Genomic DNA, 18,350 nt, shown 5'->3' on the forward strand with positions numbered 1-18,350 from the left:
TGCGGTCAGCCGCCGCGCGTCAACCACGAGCCGGTGCCAATTGGCCTGATCTGTCCGTGCGCGGGTGCGGTGCATCTAGGTGCGTGGGCTCGGGGAGCCTGCTCCGTAGAGCATCCAGCCGACGAGCCGCGTGTCCTTGAGGGCGAGGTAGCGGTGAGGGCGGTCGGCGGCGAACCAGATGACGTCGCCGGCGCGGACGTCGGTCTCCTCCCCAAGAGGGCCGATCCGGGCGTGGCCGCTGATGCAGATCAGCGTCTCCTCGGTGCCGGGGAGGTGGGCGTCGGTCTGCTGATCGGTGTCCTTGGGCAGGAGGATGTCGTACATCTCGGAGCGGTGCTCGCGCCCCTCGGCGTGCAGCAGCCACATCTGCAGGCCGGAGTCGGCGTGGAGCTGTCGTCCGTCGCGAGCGCGGGCCACGCGCACCCGCGGCGCGGAGTCCTGCGCCAGGAGCGCGCCGAGCGGGATGTCCAGGGCGCGCGAGATCCGCCACAGCGTCTCGAGGGATGGGTTGCCGGTGCCGCCCTCGATCCTGGCGAGGATGGTGCGGGACAGCCCGCAGGCGCGCGCGAGGTCACCCAGCGACATCGAGCGAGCGGTGCGGTGCGCGCGCAGCGAGACGCCGACGTGGTCGGCCAGGCGGTCGAGCTCAGGGTTGTCACTCATGTTCGCGATCTGAAACTATAGTTGCACATGCGGCTCGACCTCGATCGGATTCGCGCAGCGCACGCGGTGATCGACCCAGTGTTCTGCAACACGCCGCAATACGCGTGCGAGGCGCTGGGGTCGGCGCTGGGCTGCTCGGTGCTGCTCAAGGTCGAGACGCTCAACCCGGTGCGGAGCTTCAAGGGCCGCGGCACCGAAGCGGTCATGTCGTGGTTGTCGCGACAGGCGGACGTCGACACCGCGGTGTGCGCGAGCGCCGGCAACCTCGGCCAGGCGCTCGCCTACAGCGGCACGCGGCGGCAGATCGCCGTGACCGTCGTCGCCGCGGAGGGCGCCAATCCGTTGAAGGTCGAGCGCATGCGGGCGCTCGGCGCCACCGTCGTGCTCGAGGGTGACGACCACGAGGACGCCCGGCGGCTGGCGTGTGGGATCGCCGAGGCGGAGGGGGCGTACCTCGTCGAAGACAGCTTGGAGCTGCTCACGTGCGACGGTGCGGGAACCATCGGCCTGGAGCTGCTCGAACATGCCGCGGAGAACGTCGACGTGCTGCTGATCGCGCTGGGCGGCGGCGCCATGGCCAGCGGCATCGGCTGCGTTGCGAAGGCGATCGCCCCACACGTCGAAGTGATCGGCGTCCAGCCGGCCGGCGCGCCGGCGATGGCGCTGTCATGGCGGACGGGTGCGGTCGTGAACAGCGAGGCCATCGAGACGATCGCCGACGGTGTCGCCGGCCGCTGTCCCATCCCGGAGGTCCTCGACGACCTCCTCGTGGTGCTCGACGATGTCGTGCTGGTCGGCGAAGAGCGCATCAAGGCCGGCATGCGGCTGCTCTACCAGCATGCCGGGCTCGTCGTCGAGCCGTCCGCAGCGCTCGGCGTCGCCGCCGTCCTCGAGGATCGCGAGCGCTTCGCCGGGCGATGCGTCGCCACGATCATCTGCGGCAGCAACGTCATGACCAGCGACTTCGCGCGCTGGGCACTGGACTGATCGACGCGATCGGCCATCAGGCGCGTCGGAACGTGTCGACGTTGGCCGACGCGGTCACGCGCAGGTCGTCGGGGAGGTGGGCAAGTGCGTGTCGAACGTCGTCCGGGTCGAGGTGGCGCGCGCTTGGGCCCATGCTCACCAGGGCCTGCACGTCGCCGTGGGTGAGCGTCATGTCGAAGTCGACGGCGCGGTGGGCGACCGCCTCGAAGTGGGGAGACAGCGTGGCGCGCACGCGAGCCTGCTTGTCCGGGTCGATGCCGAGCAGCCCGAGGGCCGGCACCAGCTGCTGGAGGTGGTGTGGGGTTGGCGTCACCACGACGAGCGCTCCGTCGGGGGACAGGACGCGCGCGATCTCGTGGCCGTTGCGCGGTGCGAAGACGTTGACGACCACGTGAGCCGCAGCGTCCTGGATCGGCAGCTGGTGCCAGACGTCGCAGGCGATCGCGGCGATCCGGGGGTGCGCGCGGAGCGCGCGACGCAGCGCCGGCGCCGAGGCATCGAGCGCGATGCCCCACCAGTCCCCCAGCTCCTCCATCAGGGCGGCGAGGTAGTAGCCGGTGCCGGCGCCGAGATCGACGACGGACGGCGCGCTGTCGGTGACGCGGCCGACGACCGCGCGGGTGGCGGCGTTGATCGCCGCGGCGATCGGTGCGTAGTGGCCCGCGCCCAAGAAGGTCTCGCGCGCCGCGACCATCTGCGCCGAGTCCCCGCGGGCGTTCCGCCGCCGCGGCGGGAGCAACGCGACGTGACCCTGCCGCGCGAGGTCGAAGCGGTGACCGCGCGCACACGCGAGCGCTCGCTCGGCAGGGGTGAGCGACGCGCCGCAATTGGGGCAACGAAGGCGCGCGGCCAGGACGGCCAGCGACGGGTGCGAGCCTGCGCGCCGACGCGCGCCGGGGTTCCTGACGGATGACACGGAACTGCTCCTCTGAAGGTCGGCCGCCCGACGGGGCGGCAATCCACGACGAAGCCGGGGCCGAGAGCGGCCGCCGACGCACTGCGGGTCGTAGACGAGCGACTAGAGGTAGGCGTGCGCGTGCATCGCTGCGGATGATACGCCGGTCCGCCCGCCGGCTGAGGCGTCCGACGAGCAGCGCGCCCAGAACCCCGCGAGCAACACCCGCGGCCGGGAGCAGGAGACCGACGAGTTGCGCGCGTACGCGGCGAAGGTCGCCGCCTCATGAGCGCGCCGGCGGAGGGCGTGTTCGCCGCGCTGGCGGACCCGACCCGCTGGCGACGCCAATAGAGAATTATGTTGCTTGCGGCCGTTACCACGTGCGCAACTCGCCGTTAGGTTGGGCCACGCGTCCTGTCCGCCACGCGCGCGGGCCACCACATGGTCGATGTGTTCGCATGGACGACCGCAGTAGCCCTGGACTTCCTCCACTCCGGCGCGGCGAGCGCCACCGCCGTGCCGGTAGTGTGCGGCGTTCCCTTTACCTCAGCACTCCTTCTTCCCGGCCTCATCCTCACGGGTGAGCTCTCCCACATACGCGGCCGGGCGCGAAACCGAAACACCTCGCCTTCGAGAAGCGACCGGTCGTCGCTGCGGCGGCGCATGCGCGAACGGCGCCGTTTCGGGTTTGACGAGCGGTACGAGGCGATCAGCGAAGCCGCTTGCGCGTGATCGTGCAGGCACGCGGCTCGGCGACCGTCGTCAGCCCGTGACTCGATCGTGGCCCGAGCCGCGACACCACCCGAGAGCCCGCCCGGTACGCAACCGGGCGATCTCACCGGACGGCTGCGCCGACGTGCTCAGACACCAACCCGGCGTTCGACTCCGGGAGGCATCGATGCGCCTCCCGGAGTCGAGCACCAGCTGCTGATTCGCGTTGAACCAGGGCGGGTCCGAGATGGGACCCGCATCGCGCCGGGACGAGCTCCCGGTACGGCGCCGAAGGCCTACGGGCCGGCGCCAAGAGTGGCCAAGGAGGAGCCACATGAAGATGCTGAATCGACTCGCTGGGCGACGGCGGAACGCCGGTCGTCGAGGGGTCACGAAGAGGCGCGCGGAGACGTCCGCCGCAAGCCGCGCCGAGGGCGCGATGACGTTCGGGGAGGCGGTGGCGGCGCTCCGACGATTCTCTCGCCCCTACGCAGACCGCCGGCGTGCCGTCGTGGCCATTGCCGTGTTGGGCAGCGCCGGCCAAGCGGCGGAGCCACTCCTGTGGACGCTGTTCTTCGATGGGGTGGCGAAATCGTCATCGCTCGTCCGCCCACTGCCGTACCTGGGCGTGCTGCTCGTCCTGGGACTCGCGAGCGCGGCCGCGACGCGCTGCCGCGACCGCCTCGCGGCGAACGTCGCGGCTGACGTCGGCCGCCACCTCAGGATCCGGCTCGCAGACACGGAGCTTCGTGCGCTCGGCTCGCCCGACGGGCTCGAGGTGACCGCCGTGCGCGGAGTCGAGGGCGTCACCAACAGCCTGGGGCGGGTGCTGCCGTATGTGACGGCAGGCGTGGCCACCCTCGTCCAGACGGTCGCGGTCGCCTGGTGGCTCGACTGGCGCGTCTCGCTCGTGGTTCTGGGTGCGGTGGGGCCGGTCGCCTGGGTTCGGGCGCGTCTCTCGAGGCGGGCCGTGCAGGCGGCCGCCGCCTACACCGCGGCCATCAGGCACCTCGCTGAGGAGGCTCGCCGCTTCTATCACCGGCCGGGCCGCGAGCTTGTCGCGGCCATGCGGGCGAGGTCTCAGGTGATGTCGCGGATCACGTCGCTCGCTGGAGAGCTGCGCGACGCCGACGAGCAGCGGTACGTGGCGGGGAACTACTACCCGACGACGAAGGTCGTTGGAACGCTGCTCATGGTCGCCACCGCGGGCGGCGCCTATCTGCTCGGCGGCGTGTCGCTCGGGACGCTCGCAGGCTTCGTCATGCTTGCTCGCCAGCAGGTCGACCAGTTGCTCTCGGTGGTGATGTGGTTGGCGGCCTTCGGCAACGAGAGCTCCAGCATCCACCTGGTCTCACAGGCCCTCGACGCGCCGACCGAGCGGCGAGAGGGCCGGCATTTGGTGGGGCCGCTGGCGCAGATCGAGATCCGGGACGTCGACGCCACGTACGCGGACGGCCGGCGCGGTGCGCATCGCCTGCACTTGGCGCTGGAGTCCGGCGAGGCCGTCGCCGTCGTCGGTCCGAGCGGCGGTGGCAAGACCACCCTCACCAAGCTCTTGGCGGGCGCCGAGATCCTGAGGGTCCAAGCAGGTCAGGTTCTCTATGACGGCGTCGCGGTCAGCGACCTCGATCCGGACTTGCTGCGCGAGAGCGTCGTCCAGGTCCCGCAGACCACCTGGGTCTTCGCGGGCACCGTGCAGGAGAACCTCCTCGTGCCGGTGGGAACGACTCAGGAGCAGGTCGAGTGGGCCTGTGGGCTCGCGTTGCTGCACGAAGAGATCAGCGCGTGGCGCGACGGCTATGCCACCGAGGTCAACGGCGACAGCCTGTCCGGCGGGCAGAAGCAGCGCATCGGGGTGGCGCGTGGGCTGCTCCGGCTCACCGGCGCACGGGTGATGGTGCTCGACGAGGTCACGGCAGGGCTCGATCCATACATGTCACAGGCGCTGCTGGGAGGCGTGCTCTCGCATCTCGCGAGCGTCGGGACAGCCGCGATCGTGATCACCCAGAAGCTGCCGGTCCACCCGCGCCTGACACGCGTCGTCGTCGTCCGCGCCGGCGCGGTGGTCGAGGACGGCGACCCGCGCGAGCTGGCGGCGCGGCCCGGGAGCGCCTACGCCCAGCTGCATGCGGCAACGGAGTCGGTGGAAGGGGCTCACGTCAGCAGGTACTGGGCAGAGTTCGGGGAGGCGGTCCGCCAGCTGCTCGGCGGCGACGCCCTCAGGATGGTGCGCCTCGTCGCCCGTTGCCTCCCGTCCGCCACCGAGGTGGCGCACAGCACCCGGTTCGCCGGTCCCGGATGGCCCGCCGCAGAGGGATGGGTGTTCGGATCCGGGGGTGTCGTTCGCGCTCCGGTCAGCGTGGTGCTCGCATCCGGCGGTACACCGTTGGCCGCCATGATCGCCTTGCCCGAGGACGCTGCGCTCAGCATGGTGGAACTACGCGAGGCACTCGCCAGGCCTGCTCCCGGGCCTCGCGATCGCGTCACGCTGCGGGTCGTCTACGGCACGACCATGCTGGAGCTCGGGCCTGAGCTGGCATCCGAGATCGTGCGGCGCGCCGACGCTGAGGCGCGTGAGGTCTCCTCACCGGCCTGGAGCGTCACCGCGCAGGGGACGATCCACGCCGCCGTCGATGGCGATCCACGCCTGCGGCCCTTCGCCCCGCCCAGCTGACCACCCGACTGCGAGGGTGATCGGTGACGTAGAGCATGCCGGAGAGCTCACCGATCGGCTGATCGGGTGCAGGGTGCTGACGATCGACATCGGCCGGCCGCTGGACTCCGACCTGTCTGGACGCTGACCGGCAGCGGACGCGGTCCCCACCGCCATCGCGTGGTGGGGACTGCGCCGGCAACCGGCAGCCCCACGTCGCCGGATCGGCGACCGCGGACACGTGCTCTCTTTTTTGCACCAGTTCCTGATTAATTTGTCTTTCTCCTTGCAATGCATAACGTCGCGCCCGGCTCTGGGAGACGGAAGCCGATCCGGTCAGGCGCCGCGAGCTGGTCGCCCAGCGCTTCCAGCGCGTGTGGATCGACGAGTCCGCATCGTCGCCGATCTCGACGGTCATAGCCACCGGTTCCGGGCGGAGTCGTTCTTCAACCAGTTCACCGTCTTCGTGATGGTCTCTGCCAAAGTCACGCTGCCTCGCACAGATCCGGACCTGACGGGAGCCGGCGTCAACGTCGCCGATTGCACGCCTCGGTCTGGGTCCCGGTAGGGACAACCCGCTATTTGCGGCAAGAAGTGCGAGGCGTCAGGCGAGCGTCCGATCTGGCCCTTACTTTTTCCCAGGCATGCGTCTCATCGTTGCTCGCTGTGCCGTCGACTACACCGGCCGTCTGACGACCCATCTGCCCGAGGCCGTCCGGCTGATCATGATCAAGAACGATGGCGGCGTTTCGATCTGGCATGACGGGGGGTCATCGGTAAAGCCGCAGAACTGGATGACCCCGCCGACGGTGCTGGAGTTCGAAGGCGAGCCGACGCTCGCGCATCTGGTCGTGCGCAAGCGGGCCGGGGCGACGGAGGATCGGTTGGACATCGCGATCTCCGAGGTGCTGTCGGACGTCACGCACGACATGGGTGAGGCGGCGGCGCTGGAGAAGGATGGGGTCGAGGCCCACCTCCAAGAGCTGCTCGCCGAGCAGCCGCACTGGTGCGGCGAGGGCTTCCGTCTGGTACGGCGGGAGTGGCCGACGGACATCGGGCCGGTGGACCTCATGTGCCGCGACCTCGACGACGGCTGGGTCGCGGTGGAGATCAAGCGGGTCGCGACGATCGATGCGGTCGAGCAGCTCACGCGCTACCTCGACCGGCTGCGGGAGGACCCGGCGATGGCCGACTGCCGGGGCGTCCTGGCCGCTCAGCAGATCAAGCCGCAGGCGCGCGTCCTCGCCGAATCGCGCGGGATGCGGTGCGTCGAGGTGGATCTCGCGGTGCTGCGCGGCGAGCGCGAGCCGGAGCTCACGCTCTTCATGGTCTGACGGCCTTCCGTCTGAACGCCCGCGTTTTGCCATCATCCCGTGCCATGAGCACGGAACACGTCGACGTCCTGATCGTCGGTGCGGGTCTCTCGGGCATCGGGGCCGCCCATCACCTGCAGGCCAACCGGCCGGGCAAGTCCTACGCCATCCTTGAGGCGCGCGACGCGATCGGCGGGACGTGGGACCTGTTCCGCTACCCGGGCATCCGCTCGGACTCCGACATGTTCACCCTGGGCTACGCCTTCAAGCCGTGGACCGAGGCCAAGTCGATCGCCGACGGCCCGTCGATCCTCAACTACGTGCGCGAGACGGCGCGCGAGGGCGGCATCGACCAGCACATCCGCTTCAACCACGAGGTGACGACGGCCTCGTGGTCGAGCGAGGACGCGCGCTGGACGGTCACCGCGACCGACACCACCAACAACGCCACCGTCACGCTGACCGCCGGCTTCGTCTTCGCCTGCACCGGCTACTACCGCTACGACGAGGGCTTCACGCCCGCGTTCCCGAGCATCGAGGACTTCGAGGGCCAGGTCATCCACCCGCAGCACTGGCCCGAGGACCTCGACTACGCCGGCAAGCGCGTCGTCGTCATCGGCTCGGGCGCGACGGCCGTCACGCTCGTCCCCGCCCTCGCCGCCGGCGGCGCCGAGCACGTCACGATGCTCCAGCGCTCGCCGAGCTACATCCTGGCGCTGCCCGGCGAGGACCCGATCGCCAACGCGATCCGCCGCGTCCTGCCGGCCAGGCGCGCCTACTCGATCGTGCGCTGGATGAACGTCGTCCGCCAGGGCATCTTCTTCCAGGCCAGCCGCCGCGCGCCCAACCTGATCAAGAAGGTCATCGCCAAGACCGTCCAGCGCCAGCTGCCGGACGACATCCCGTTGGACCCGCACTTCACGCCGGCCTACGACCCGTGGGACCAGCGCGTCTGCCTCGTCCCCGACGGCGACCTCTTCAAGGCCCTGCGCACGGGCCAGGCGTCGGTCGCGACCGACCGGATCGAGGCCTTCGACGAGACCGGCATCCAGTTGGAGTCCGGCGCGCGCCTGGACGCCGACATCGTCGTCACCGCCACGGGCCTGAACCTGCTCGCGCTCGGCGGCATGGGCTTCACGGTCGACGGCCAGGACATCGACCTGGCGAAGACCGTCGGCTACAAGGGCATGATGTTCAGCGGCATCCCCAACCTCGCGGTCGCGCTGGGCTACACGAACGCCTCGTGGACGCTGAAGTGCGACCTCACCTGCGAGTACGTCTGCCGCGTCCTGGCCCACATGGACGCCAACAACTACAACAAGGTCGTGCCCCGCGACCTGCCGGCCGGCGCGCCGACGCTGCCGTTCATCGACCTGAAGTCCGGCTACGTCGAGCGCGCGATCGACCAGTTCCCGCGCCAGGGCACGACGGCGCCCTGGCGGCTGTACCAGAACTACGCGCGCGACATCCTGCTGTTGAAGCGCGGCGCGTTGGAGGATGAGGCGATCGCGTTCTCGCGGCCGGCGCCGTCCGTGGCGCCGGCGGAGCAGGTCGCGGCGTAGGACGACAACTATGCCGAGGCGCCCTCGGCGGCGTACGCCTCCGGTCCGGCCTCGACCGCGGCCGGGTCCATCCACATGACCTCCCAGTGGTGGCCGTCGAGGTCGAGGAACGAGCGGCCGTACATGAAGCCGGCGTCCGACGGATCCTTGGCGGGCGAGCCGCCGGCGGCCAGCGCGGCGTCGGCGAAGGCGTCGACGTCGGCGCGGTCGGCGGCGCTGAAGCAGACGAGACCCTGCGTGCCGGCGTGGGCGTCGGCGACCGGCTTGACCGTGAACTCGGCGAAGCGCTCGCGCTGCAAGAGCATCACGTAGGCCTGGTCGCTGACGACCATGCAGGTCGCGCTCTCGTCGGTGAAGCGCGGATCGAACGTGAACCCGAGCGCGGTGAAGAACGCGATCGACGCCTGGAGGTCGGCGACGGGCAGGTTGACGAACATGAGGCGGGGCGTGGAGTTGGTCATGCGCTCAAGACGGCGGCCGCGCGGGGAACTCATCGGCGCCAGGCGCGGACGTGTGCGACACGGCGACCGCCCGACGTGAGAGGGTCGCGCCATGGGTCGGTCTCTCGGGGTGGTCGCGGCAGTCGCCGCGCTGATGTCGGTCGGCGCCGTGAGTGCCTCGGCCGCGAAGGTCACGACGCGCGGCAGCGTCGAGCAGGTGCAGGTGACGGGGGCGAAGCAGGGCGCCAGGCTCGCGCTCACGAACGCCAGGGGCAAGACCGTCGCCACGCAGAAGGCCGGGCCGCTGGGCGGCGCCGTCTTCCGCCACGTCGCGCCCGGCCAGGGCTACCGCATCAACAAAGGGCGCGCGGTGACCGTCCTGCCCGATCGCTCCGCCCCGCCGTCGACCAAGGGCTACGACCAGAAGATCCCGTCGTCCGGCTACGGGTACCTCACGACACGTGACGGCACGCAGCTCGCCGTCGCCGTCCGCCTGCCCGCCGGCGCCAAACCGCCCTACCCGACGCTGGTCGAGTACTCCGGCTACGGCTACGCCGACCCGGCCGGCGGCGAGTCCTCGATCGCCCAGATCGCGCAGCTGCTCGGCTACGCGGTCGTCGACGTCAACATGCGCGGCACCGGCTGCTCGGGCGGCGCCTTCGACTACTTCGAGCCGCTCCAGGGACTCGACGGCTACGACGTCGTGGAGACCGTCGCGCGCCAGCCGTGGGCGCTGCACCACAAGGTCGGGATGATGGGCATCTCCTACGGCGGCATCAGCCAGCTGTTCGTCGCCGCCACGCGCCCGCCGAGCCTCAGCGCGATCACGCCGCTCAGCGTCATCGACAACACGCAGACGACGCTCTACCCCGGCGGCATGCTCAACACGGGCTTCGCGCTGTCCTGGGCCAAGGACCGCGTCCACGACGCCAAGGCGGCGTCGAAGACCGGCGGCCAGGGCTGGGCGCTCAAGCGCATCCAGGGCGGCGACAAGACGTGCAAGGCCAACCAGGACCTCCACCCCGAGGCCGTCGACCTGCTCGCCAAGACCGCGGCCAACGACCACTACGTGCCGAGCGTCGCCGACCCGCTGTCGCCGATCACGTTCGTGGACAAGATCACGGCGCCGACGTTCCTGGCCTGCCAGTTCACCGACGAGCAGACCGGCGGCCACTGCCCGGCCCTGGCCGACCGCTTCACCGGCACGAAGCGCAAGTGGTTCACGTTCGCCAACGGGCTGCACATCGACTCGCTGGACCCGGCCACGTTCACCCGGTGGTACGACTTCCTCGAGCTCTACGTGGCGCAGCGCGCGCCGAACCTGCCGCCCGCGCTGAAGTCGCTCGCGCCGACGGTCTTCCAGAGCGCGATGGGCATCGGCGGGCTGACGCTGCCGGCCGACCCGCTCCAGGGGCTGCCGTCCTACCAGGCCGCCCTCGACGCCTTCAACGCCTCGCCCCAGGTCCGCATCCTGTTCGACAACGGCGCCGGCGGTCCCGGGCCCAACGCGCCCGGCCCGGGCTTCGAGCAGTCGTTCCCGCGCTTCCCGCTCCCGGGCACCCGCGCGCAGTCCTGGCCGTTGGGCAGCGGCGACTTCACCTGGTCGAAGACCTCGCGGCCGGCCAACAGCTTCACGGGCAACACCGCCAGCGGGAGCAACGGCCTGTGGACGGCCACGCCGTCCTACCACTGGACCCAGCCGCCGGCCGGCGCGGTCGCGTCGTGGGTCACCGACGCGCTCCCCGCGACCACGACCGTCGTCGGGGCCGGCAAGGTCACCGCGGCGATCAAGGCCAGCGTCCCGGACGTCGACCTCCAGGCCACGATCTCCGAGGTCCGCCCCGACGGCCAGGAGACCTACGTGCAGTCCGGCTGGCTGCGCGCGTCGGACCGCAAGCTGGACCCCAAGAAGAGCACGGCGCTCGCGCCGGTGCTGAGCCTGCGGGCGGCTGACCTCCAGCCGCTGCCCAAGGGCAAGTACACCGACATCACGATCCCGCTGTACTACGAGGGCCACGCCTATCGCGCCGGCTCGCGGATCCGCGTCACGCTCGGCCCGCCGCGCGGCGACCAGCCGGTCTGGGCGTTCGCGGACACGCAGCCCAAGAGCGGGAGCGCGGCCGTCTCGGTCAAGGACGCGACGCTCACGCTCCCGGCCGTCGACGGGATCGCCGTGCCGACCGCGCTCCCCGCCTGCCCGGCGCTGCGCGGGGAGCCCTGCCGCTGAGGGCGCCGGTGGGCACGGCGCGGGTAGATTCCCGCGCCATGTCCGACGATCCGCAGCCCGCCGTCCTGACCGAGCGCCGTGACGGCGTCCTGGTCATCACCCTCAACCGGCCCGAGGTGCGCAACGCGGTCAACGCCGCGGTCGCCAAGGGGATCGCCGACGCGCTCGACGAGCTCGACGGCGACGACGACCTCCAGCTCGGGATCGTGACCGGCGCCGGGGGCTTCTTCTGCGCGGGGATGGACCTCGGTGCGTTCGTGAGGGGCGAGTCGCCCTGGTACGGCGACCGCGGCTTCGCGGGCATCGCCCAGCGCGGCGCGCGCAAGCCGCTGATCGCCGCGATCGAGGGCTTCGCCGTCGCCGGCGGCTTCGAGGTCGCGCTCGCGTGCGACCTGGTCGTCGCGGCCGAGGGCGCCAAGCTCGGGATCCCGGAGGCGAAGCGCTCGCTCGTCGCCGCCGGCGGCGCGCTGCTGCACCTCCCGAAGCGCATGCCGTACCACGCGGTCATGGAGCTGGCCCTGACCGGCGACCCGTGGCCGGCCGAGCGCTTCCACGCGCTGGGTGTCGTCAACCGCCTCGCCCCGGCCGGCGGCGCGCTGGACGCGGCGCTGGAGCTGGCGGCCGCGATCGTCAAGAACGGGCCGCTCGCGCTGGCCGCGTCGAAGGAGATCGTCCAGAAGCAGTTCGACTGGACGGCCGCCGAGCAGTGGGAGAAGCAGGGCGCGATCAGCGGCCCCGTCTTCACCTCGGAGGACGCGAAGGAGGGCGCGTCGGCCTTCAAGGAGAAGCGCGAGCCCGTGTGGCAGGGCCGCTGAAGCGGTCTCCGAGCCCGCGGGAAAGAGCCCCTCGCGAGTTCCCGCAAGCCGAGGCGAGCGCCCTGCGCGAGCCTCGGCCGACCGGCGGTCGAGCGCGCTTTGGACCGTCCGTACGAGCGGGCGTGGACCGCCGGTGGGCACCATGGCGCCATGTCCATGCGGCCACCGCAGATCGTCGCGTTCGGCGGCGGGGGGTTCTCGATGGAGTCGGGGAACCCGCTCCTCGACGACTACGTGCTCGGCGTGACGGGGGCCGAGCGCCCGAGGGTCTGCTTCATCCCGACCGCGTCGGGTGACGCCGACCACTACGTCGTCCGCTTCTACCGGCGCTTCGCGAGCGTGGCCGACACCAGCCACGTCTCGCTCTTCCGCCGGGACAAGGGCGGAGGCGCCGTCGAGGGCGACCTCGAGACGCACCTGCTCCAGCAGGACCTCATCTACGTCGGCGGCGGCTCGGTGCTGAGCCTGCTCGGGACGTGGCGGGCGCATGGCCTGGACACCATCCTGAAGCGCGCGTGGCGCCGCGGGGTCCTGCTCTGCGGCCTGAGCGCCGGCTCGCTGTGCTGGTTCAGCGAGGCGCTCACGGCGTTTCACGGGCCGCCGGAGCCGATCCGGGGCCTCGGGCTGCTGCCACACTCCAACTGCGTGCACTACGACGGCGAAGCCGACCGAGCAGAGATGTTCCGGGACATGATCGCGTCCGGCCAGATGCGCGAGGGCTACGCGGCGGAGGACGGCGCCGCGCTGCACTTCGAGGGCCGTGAGCTGCTGCGCGTCGTGTCGTCGCGCCCGAAGGCGAGGGCGTTCCGCGTGTCCACGGACGGCGAGCACCCGCTCGCGGTGAGCTACCTGGGCGAGCGCACGGCCGCGCTCGCGGCCGCGTGACACGTTGACCCCACCCACCCGCGAACGCACGCCCACGATCCTCGCCATGGGCGGCGGCGGCTTCACGTCGCAGCCCGGCGATCCCGCGCTCGACGAGCTGGTCCTGGAGCTGAGCGGCCGGCGCGAGCCGCGGATCCTCTTCCTGCCGACCGCGTCGGGCGACCCGAACGAGCAGATCGCCTCGTTCCACGCGACCTACGGCAACCGCGCGGCGCTCGCGACCGTGCTGTCGCTGTTCCGGCGCCACGGGGACCCGCGGACGCTGCGCGAGATCGTCCTGGCCCACGACGTCGTCTACGTCGGCGGCGGGTCGATGCGCAACCTGCTGGCGATCTGGGTCGCCCATGGGCTCGACGTCGTCCTGCGCGAGGCGTGGGAGAAGGGCGTCGTGCTCGCCGGCCTGAGCGCCGGCGCGATGTGCTGGTTCGAGGGCGGCTGCACGAAGTCGTTCGGCCCGCCTGACGCCAACCCCGGCCTCGGCTTCCTGCCGGGGTCGCTCACGGTCCACGCCGACGGCGAGCCCGAGCGGCTGCCGGTCTGGTTGGAGGCGGTGCGCACCGGCGAGCTGCCCGGCGGCTGGGCGGCCGACGACGGCGTCGGCCTGGTCTTCGAGGGCACGGAGCTGGCGCGCGTCGTCAGCGCGCGCCCGGGCACGGCGGCGGTCCGCGTGGACGCGGTCGGCGGCGAGCTGGTCCGGACGCGGCTGGACCCGGAGCTGCTGGGGGCAGGGCCGCTGGCGACGCGGCCGCTGCCCGACGACATCAGGGAGTGGAGAAGGACGCGCTATGGCCGCTGATCCGGCACCAGCACCAACACGAACTGCAGTGCGAGGAGCTCGGGATACCGGCGTACGCACCGGTCGCGCACCCGTCGCAACGGTGGGACCCGTGACTCCAGCGGGAGTGGGGCGCCAGCAGGACGTTCCCGCAGGACGGAGAACCCTGCACGGCGCGCCAGTTCCCTTGCGCTGTCGCGGGTGAAGAAGCGCAGGTGGGTGCGGTCGAAGAGGCCGTAGTCCGCGTAGGCGAAGCGCCCGCGGAGCAGCGCGCGCCGCGCGGTCCAGTGCGCGATGTTCGGGATCGAGATGATGGCCTTGCCCTCCGGCGGGAGGAGGGCGGCGAGCCAGCCCAGCACGCTCCACGGGTCGCGGAGGTGCTCCAGCACGTCGGCGCAGATGATGACGTCGGGCTTGACGCCGGCGAGCATGCGCTCGACCTCGGCGTGGGTGAACGGCGCCTCGAGGTCGCCGACGACCACCGCCCGGCAGTGGGCGCGCGCCTGCTCGGCGGCGTCGGGGTCGAACTCGATGCCGTCGACGGTGCAGCCGCGGCGGCCGAGCTCGGCCGCGAGGTAGCCGGTCGCGCAGCCGACGTCCAGGACGCGGGCGCCGTCCGGGACCGCCTCGAGGACGAGCCGGTGGCTCTCGGAGAGGCCGTGTTCCGCGACGAGCGTCGCGTAGGGGCCGACGGTCGTCACTCGCCGTTGAGCGTCGCGACGAGCCGCCGCGCGCCGCCGCGGTCGCGCGCCTCGCAGAGGTAGATGCCCTGCCACGTGCCGAGCGCGAGGCGGCCGCGCGCGACCGGCAGCGTCAGCGACGAGCCCATCAGCGAGGCCTTCACGTGGGCCGGCATGTCGTCGGCGCCCTCGTCGGTGTGCGTCCAGGCGAAGTCCTCCGGGACGGCGGCGTTGGCCCAGGCCTCGAAGTCGCGGCGGACGTCGGGCGAGGCGTTCTCGTTCAGCGTCAGGCCGGCGGAGGTGTGGAGGATGTGCAGGTGCAGGAGGCCGACCTGGACGTCCTGGAGCTCCGGCAGGTTGGCCACGACCTCGCGGGTGACGAGGTGGAAGCCGCGCGGCCTGGGGTCGAGCGTGAGCTCACGCTGGATCCACATCGCCCACCTCCGGGCGCTCGACGCCGTCCTCGTAGGGGACCTGGTCGGCGACCTTGAAGTACATCTTCATGCCGTCGTCGTGGGTACGGCGCTCGGCCGGGCCGATCTTGCCCTCGTCGGGGTAGAGGACGACGTCGGGCGCACCGTGGGTCGAGACCACCAGGAAGCGCGCGTCGTCGCCGGTGTCGTTGACGAGCTGGTGGGCGCCCTCCTCGCCGCGGGGGAAGCGGACGACGTCGCCGCTGCGCACGCGCGCCCAGCCGTCCGGCGTGCGCAGCGCGAGCGCGCCCTCCAGCACGACCAGCACCTCCTCCTCGGTGAGGTGGAAGTGATAAGGGTACGCGGCCTGGCCGGCGGGCAGCAGCCACTGGCTGACGCCGATCCGCTCGGCGCCGAGCTGGCGGCCGAGGCGGGCGCGATAGGCGGTGAAGCCGTCGATCGCCTCGCGCGGCTCGTCGTAGTCGGGTGCGTAGATGTTGGGGTTGGCCATGAGGAAGGGCTGGATGTTCACACGTCGTGCGGGATGCGTGCGATCCGGAGGTCGACCTTCCCGCCGCGCGTGAACGGGACGCCCTCGTCGAACAGCCGCTGGCGCTGGCGGTCGCCCTTGGCCAGCGAGCCGTCGGCGCGGACGACGCGCCACCACGGGACGTCGGCGTCGGTGATGCGCAGCACGGTCCCGGTCAGGCGCGGCGCGCCCGGCGACAGGTCGCCGTAGGTCCGCACGAAACCCTCCGGGATCGCCGCGATGCGGTCGAGGATCGCCTGATGCGATGCTTGGGTCATGGTCCGCCGAGGAACGTATTCGATCGTCGCGCGGGATCCCGAGACCGGTGAGCTCGGCGCCGCCGTGCAGTCGCACTGGTTCTCGGTCGGCTCGATCGTGACGTGGGCGCGGCCGGGCGTCGGCGCGGTCTGCACGCAGTCGGTCGCCGAGCCCGCCTACGGCTCGCGGTTGTTGGAGGCCTTGGCGGGTGGGACGGCGCCGGCGCACGCGCTGCGCGGGCTGCTGGAGGCCGATCCGGCGGCGCGCTTCCGGCAGGTCGCGGTCATCGCGCCCGCGGGCGCGCCGGTCACGCACACCGGCGCCGGCTGCATCGCCTTCGCGGGCCACGCCGCCGGCGACGACTTCAGCGTCCAGGCCAACATGATGGCCTCGGACGCCGTGTGGCCGGCGATGGCCGAGGCGTTCACGCGCACGACCGGCTCGCTGGCGCGCCGGATGCTCGCGGCGCTGCGCGGGGCCGAGGCGGCGGGCGGCGACGCGCGCGGCCGGCAGTCCTCGGCGCTGGTCGTCGTGCCGGCCGAGGGCGAGGCGTGGCAGAAGACCGTCGACCTGCGCGTGGAGGACGCGGCCGAGCCGCTCGACGAGCTCGAGCGGCTGCTGACGCTGCACGACGCCTACGCCTTGGCCACGCACGGCGACGACCTCACCGGCGAAGGCCACCACACCGAGGCCGGCGAGGCCTACCGCGCCGCCGCGGCGCTCGCGCCCGACAACCACGAGCTGCTGTTCTGGGCCGGGCTGGCGGAGTTCGACCACGGCGACCGCGCGCTCGGCCTGACGCAGGTCCGCCGCGCGATCGCCCTGCAGCCGGGCTGGCGCGGGTTGTTGTCGCGGTTGGAGCCGGAGATCGCGCCGGCCGCGGCGCGGGTGCTGGTGGCGCTGGACGAGCCTCAGCCCAGCGAGTAGCCGTCCGGACCCTCGGGCAGCGCGGTCGTGCCGATCACCGCGTCGAGGTTCAGCGGGCCGTAGATGTGCGGGAACTCGTCGCCGACGTCGGTGGCGCGCTCCCACTTCAGCTCGGGCCCGATCCGGTCGACCTCCAGCTCGAGCAGCAGCAGGTCGCCGCGGCCGCGGAAGATCCGGTTCGCGGTCGCCTCCACCTGCGCGTGCGTCGAGCAGTGGATGAACCCCTCCTCGGCCAGCGACGGCGCGACCAGCTGCCCGGCCTCCTGGGCCGCGGCCCAGCCGGCCTCGGTCGTGATGTGCAGGATCGTGCTCGGGGTCGCGCTCATCGGCCGGGACGCTAGCGCTCAGCGGCCCAGCAGCTCGCGCTCGACCGGCGAGTAGCCGCGGGCGCGGGGCGCGAGCGTCGCGTCGCCGAGGCGGGGTGTGAGCGCGGCGGCTTCGTCGGCGATGGCCGCCGCGGCCTCGGCGCCGACGTCCTCGACCAGCTGGGTGACGACCTCGCCGGAGTTGGGGTCCTTGGTCCAGCCGCCGACGATGCGGCCGCCGGCCCAGACGGTGGGGGAGACGTTGCCGTTGACGTCGAAGAGGCGCTCGGCGTGGGCGCCGAGGTAGAAGTCGCGGTGCTTCCAGCCCATCGGGGTCGCGTCGAGCGCGGGCAGGAGCGCGACCCAGGGCGCGGCGGCCCCGACGGGGTCGAGGTCGTCGGCCAGCACGACGCCGTCGGCGCCGTCCTCCAGCGCGACGTCCACGACATCCCCGGCCGCCAGCGCCGCCTTCGTCTGCCCGGCCGTCCAGCCGGTCCACCACTGCAGGTCGGCGGGACGCGCCGGCCCGTAGGCGTACAACCAGCGGCGCGCCAGGTCCGCGCGCGCCGCGGCCGCGTCGACCTCTCCCAGCGGCGCGCCCGCCCAGGCGTCGAACGCCGCCCAGCGGAACTGCGTCGAGGACCAGCCGCCGCGCGGCCGCGCCCGGACGGCACGCCCCTGCAAGGCCAACAACAACAACACGCGGCTGGCGACCTTCTGCGGTGCGCTCCACTTGCCGGACCCGACCACGATCTCGGTCGACAGCAGCGCGTCGCCCGCCGCGACCTCCGCCGCCGTCGCCTCGCCGCGGTCGCGCAGGACCGCCAGCGCGGCGTCCTCGGCCTTCGCCAGCCACGCCTCCGGCCGCTTTCCGCCGACCCCCGACGCGGTGAGGTACCCGACCGTGCGCTTGCGCTCGCGGGCCTCGACCGCCAGCCCGCACGCGGCGTGCATGACCGGGGCGACGTCGCGGTCGACGACGAACATCGTGCGCCGCATCCCCATCAGCCGCAGCAGCGTGCGCTCCTCGTACAGCGCGCGCTCGACCGCCGCGGCCAGCGCGCCCCGATCCGCCAGCCGCGCCCACGAGGCGACGACGACCGAGGCCGGGTCCGTCGAGTGGATCGCGACGACGCTCGCCGCCACGTCCTCGACGGACGCGGCGCGCGCCTCGACGGCCAGCCGATGGCGCGCCCCGAGCCGGGCACGCCGCTCGGCGGCGGAGAAGGACGGACGAGTCACCGCGCGAAGGAGCCTCTGGCGAATTCGCGCAAGGCGAACGGGGGGTCGGGCGAGCCCCTACGCGAGCCCG

General features: G+C 72.3%; 19 protein-coding genes. 9 read left to right on the top strand and 10 right to left on the bottom strand.

The window, feature by feature from the left end; all coding sequences use genetic code 11:
* Positions 1-75: 75 nt before the first annotated feature.
* Positions 76-663 (bottom strand): helix-turn-helix domain-containing protein, encoded by a 588-nt coding sequence (locus DSM104299_RS03005; protein WP_272475807.1) that lies wholly within the window; start codon positions 661-663, stop codon positions 76-78.
* Positions 664-690: 27 nt separating this feature from the next.
* On the opposite strand from DSM104299_RS03005, the gene DSM104299_RS03010 reads away from it, so the two are divergent.
* Positions 691-1,650 (top strand): threonine ammonia-lyase, encoded by a 960-nt coding sequence (locus DSM104299_RS03010; RefSeq protein ID WP_349294489.1) that lies wholly within the window; start codon positions 691-693, stop codon positions 1,648-1,650.
* Positions 1,651-1,666: 16 nt separating this feature from the next.
* Here DSM104299_RS03010 and DSM104299_RS03015 read toward each other — a convergent pair whose 3' ends face one another.
* Together DSM104299_RS03015 and DSM104299_RS29335 are read right to left on the bottom strand one after the other, a co-directional pair.
* Complete coding sequence (locus DSM104299_RS03015; RefSeq protein ID WP_272475809.1) at positions 1,667-2,566, bottom strand: putative RNA methyltransferase; 900 nt, start codon at positions 2,564-2,566, stop codon at positions 1,667-1,669.
* A 102-nt stretch (positions 2,567-2,668) separates the two neighbouring features.
* Positions 2,669-3,037 (bottom strand): HNH endonuclease, encoded by a 369-nt coding sequence (locus DSM104299_RS29335; protein WP_349294490.1) that lies wholly within the window; start codon positions 3,035-3,037, stop codon positions 2,669-2,671.
* A gap of 553 nt (positions 3,038-3,590) precedes the next feature.
* Here DSM104299_RS29335 and DSM104299_RS03020 point away from each other — a divergent pair.
* From DSM104299_RS03020 to DSM104299_RS03030, 3 genes are all read left to right on the top strand, one after another.
* On the top strand, positions 3,591-5,930 hold the full coding sequence (locus tag DSM104299_RS03020; RefSeq protein ID WP_272475810.1) for an ATP-binding cassette domain-containing protein: 2,340 nt from the start codon (positions 3,591-3,593) through the stop codon (positions 5,928-5,930).
* A 623-nt stretch (positions 5,931-6,553) separates the two neighbouring features.
* On the top strand, positions 6,554-7,243 hold the full coding sequence (nucS, locus tag DSM104299_RS03025; RefSeq protein WP_272475811.1) for an endonuclease NucS: 690 nt from the start codon (positions 6,554-6,556) through the stop codon (positions 7,241-7,243).
* 44 nt (positions 7,244-7,287) lie between these two features.
* The gene (locus DSM104299_RS03030; RefSeq protein ID WP_272475812.1) at positions 7,288-8,784 is read left to right on the top strand and encodes a flavin-containing monooxygenase; all 1,497 of its coding nucleotides are present in this window, start codon (positions 7,288-7,290) and stop codon (positions 8,782-8,784) included.
* An 8-nt stretch (positions 8,785-8,792) separates the two neighbouring features.
* Here the strand turns inward: DSM104299_RS03030 and DSM104299_RS03035 are convergent, their stop codons facing one another.
* On the bottom strand, positions 8,793-9,245 hold the full coding sequence (locus DSM104299_RS03035) for a VOC family protein (protein ID WP_272475813.1): 453 nt from the start codon (positions 9,243-9,245) through the stop codon (positions 8,793-8,795).
* A 91-nt stretch (positions 9,246-9,336) separates the two neighbouring features.
* Here DSM104299_RS03035 and DSM104299_RS03040 point away from each other — a divergent pair, with 91 nt between their 5' ends.
* From DSM104299_RS03040 to DSM104299_RS03055, 4 genes are all read left to right on the top strand, one after another.
* Positions 9,337-11,451, top strand: coding sequence for a CocE/NonD family hydrolase (locus tag DSM104299_RS03040; protein ID WP_272475814.1), 2,115 nt, complete (start codon positions 9,337-9,339; stop codon positions 11,449-11,451).
* A 38-nt stretch (positions 11,452-11,489) separates the two neighbouring features.
* Positions 11,490-12,266, top strand: a complete 777-nt coding sequence (locus tag DSM104299_RS03045) for a crotonase/enoyl-CoA hydratase family protein (RefSeq protein WP_272475815.1) — start codon at positions 11,490-11,492, stop codon at positions 12,264-12,266.
* A 150-nt stretch (positions 12,267-12,416) separates the two neighbouring features.
* Positions 12,417-13,151 carry a Type 1 glutamine amidotransferase-like domain-containing protein gene (locus tag DSM104299_RS03050; RefSeq protein WP_272475816.1) on the top strand — a complete coding sequence of 245 codons (735 nt, stop codon included), beginning with the start codon at positions 12,417-12,419 and terminating at the stop codon, positions 13,149-13,151.
* 4 nt (positions 13,152-13,155) lie between these two features.
* A complete protein-coding gene (locus DSM104299_RS03055; RefSeq protein ID WP_272475817.1) occupies positions 13,156-13,947 on the top strand; it encodes a Type 1 glutamine amidotransferase-like domain-containing protein in 792 nt (263 codons plus the stop codon).
* Here the strand turns inward: DSM104299_RS03055 and DSM104299_RS03060 are convergent.
* From DSM104299_RS03060 to DSM104299_RS03075, 4 genes are read right to left on the bottom strand one after another with little or no spacing between them, the layout of a single operon-like run.
* Complete coding sequence (locus DSM104299_RS03060) at positions 13,935-14,627, bottom strand: class I SAM-dependent methyltransferase (protein ID WP_272475818.1); 693 nt, start codon at positions 14,625-14,627, stop codon at positions 13,935-13,937. The two genes, DSM104299_RS03055 and DSM104299_RS03060, sit on opposite strands and share 13 nt — an antisense overlap.
* Entirely contained in the window at positions 14,624-15,040 is a 417-nt protein-coding gene (locus tag DSM104299_RS03065; RefSeq protein WP_272475819.1) for a secondary thiamine-phosphate synthase enzyme YjbQ, read from the bottom strand. The genes DSM104299_RS03060 and DSM104299_RS03065 overlap by 4 nt, the downstream gene beginning before the upstream one ends.
* Positions 15,024-15,551, bottom strand: a complete 528-nt coding sequence (locus tag DSM104299_RS03070; RefSeq protein WP_272475820.1) for a cupin domain-containing protein — start codon at positions 15,549-15,551, stop codon at positions 15,024-15,026. Before DSM104299_RS03070 ends, DSM104299_RS03065 begins: the two co-directional genes overlap by 17 nt.
* Complete coding sequence (locus tag DSM104299_RS03075; protein WP_272475821.1) at positions 15,548-15,826, bottom strand: MGMT family protein; 279 nt, start codon at positions 15,824-15,826, stop codon at positions 15,548-15,550. The genes DSM104299_RS03070 and DSM104299_RS03075 overlap by 4 nt, the downstream gene beginning before the upstream one ends.
* Between DSM104299_RS03075 and DSM104299_RS03080 the strand changes: the two genes are divergently transcribed.
* Positions 15,825-16,733: a DUF1028 domain-containing protein gene (locus DSM104299_RS03080; RefSeq protein ID WP_272475822.1), complete on the top strand. Its 909-nt coding sequence runs from the start codon at positions 15,825-15,827 to the stop codon at positions 16,731-16,733. The genes DSM104299_RS03075 and DSM104299_RS03080 overlap by 2 nt on opposite strands.
* Here the strand turns inward: DSM104299_RS03080 and DSM104299_RS03085 are convergent.
* Positions 16,718-17,059, bottom strand: a complete 342-nt coding sequence (locus tag DSM104299_RS03085) for a DUF952 domain-containing protein (RefSeq protein ID WP_272475823.1) — start codon at positions 17,057-17,059, stop codon at positions 16,718-16,720. The two genes, DSM104299_RS03080 and DSM104299_RS03085, sit on opposite strands and share 16 nt — an antisense overlap.
* Before the next feature lie 18 nt (positions 17,060-17,077).
* Positions 17,078-18,280 (bottom strand): winged helix DNA-binding domain-containing protein, encoded by a 1,203-nt coding sequence (locus DSM104299_RS03090; RefSeq protein ID WP_272475824.1) that lies wholly within the window; start codon positions 18,278-18,280, stop codon positions 17,078-17,080.
* Positions 18,281-18,350 lie beyond the last annotated feature (70 nt).

Source organism: Baekduia alba (assembly GCF_028416635.1).
GTDB lineage: Bacteria > Actinomycetota > Thermoleophilia > Solirubrobacterales > Solirubrobacteraceae > Baekduia > Baekduia alba.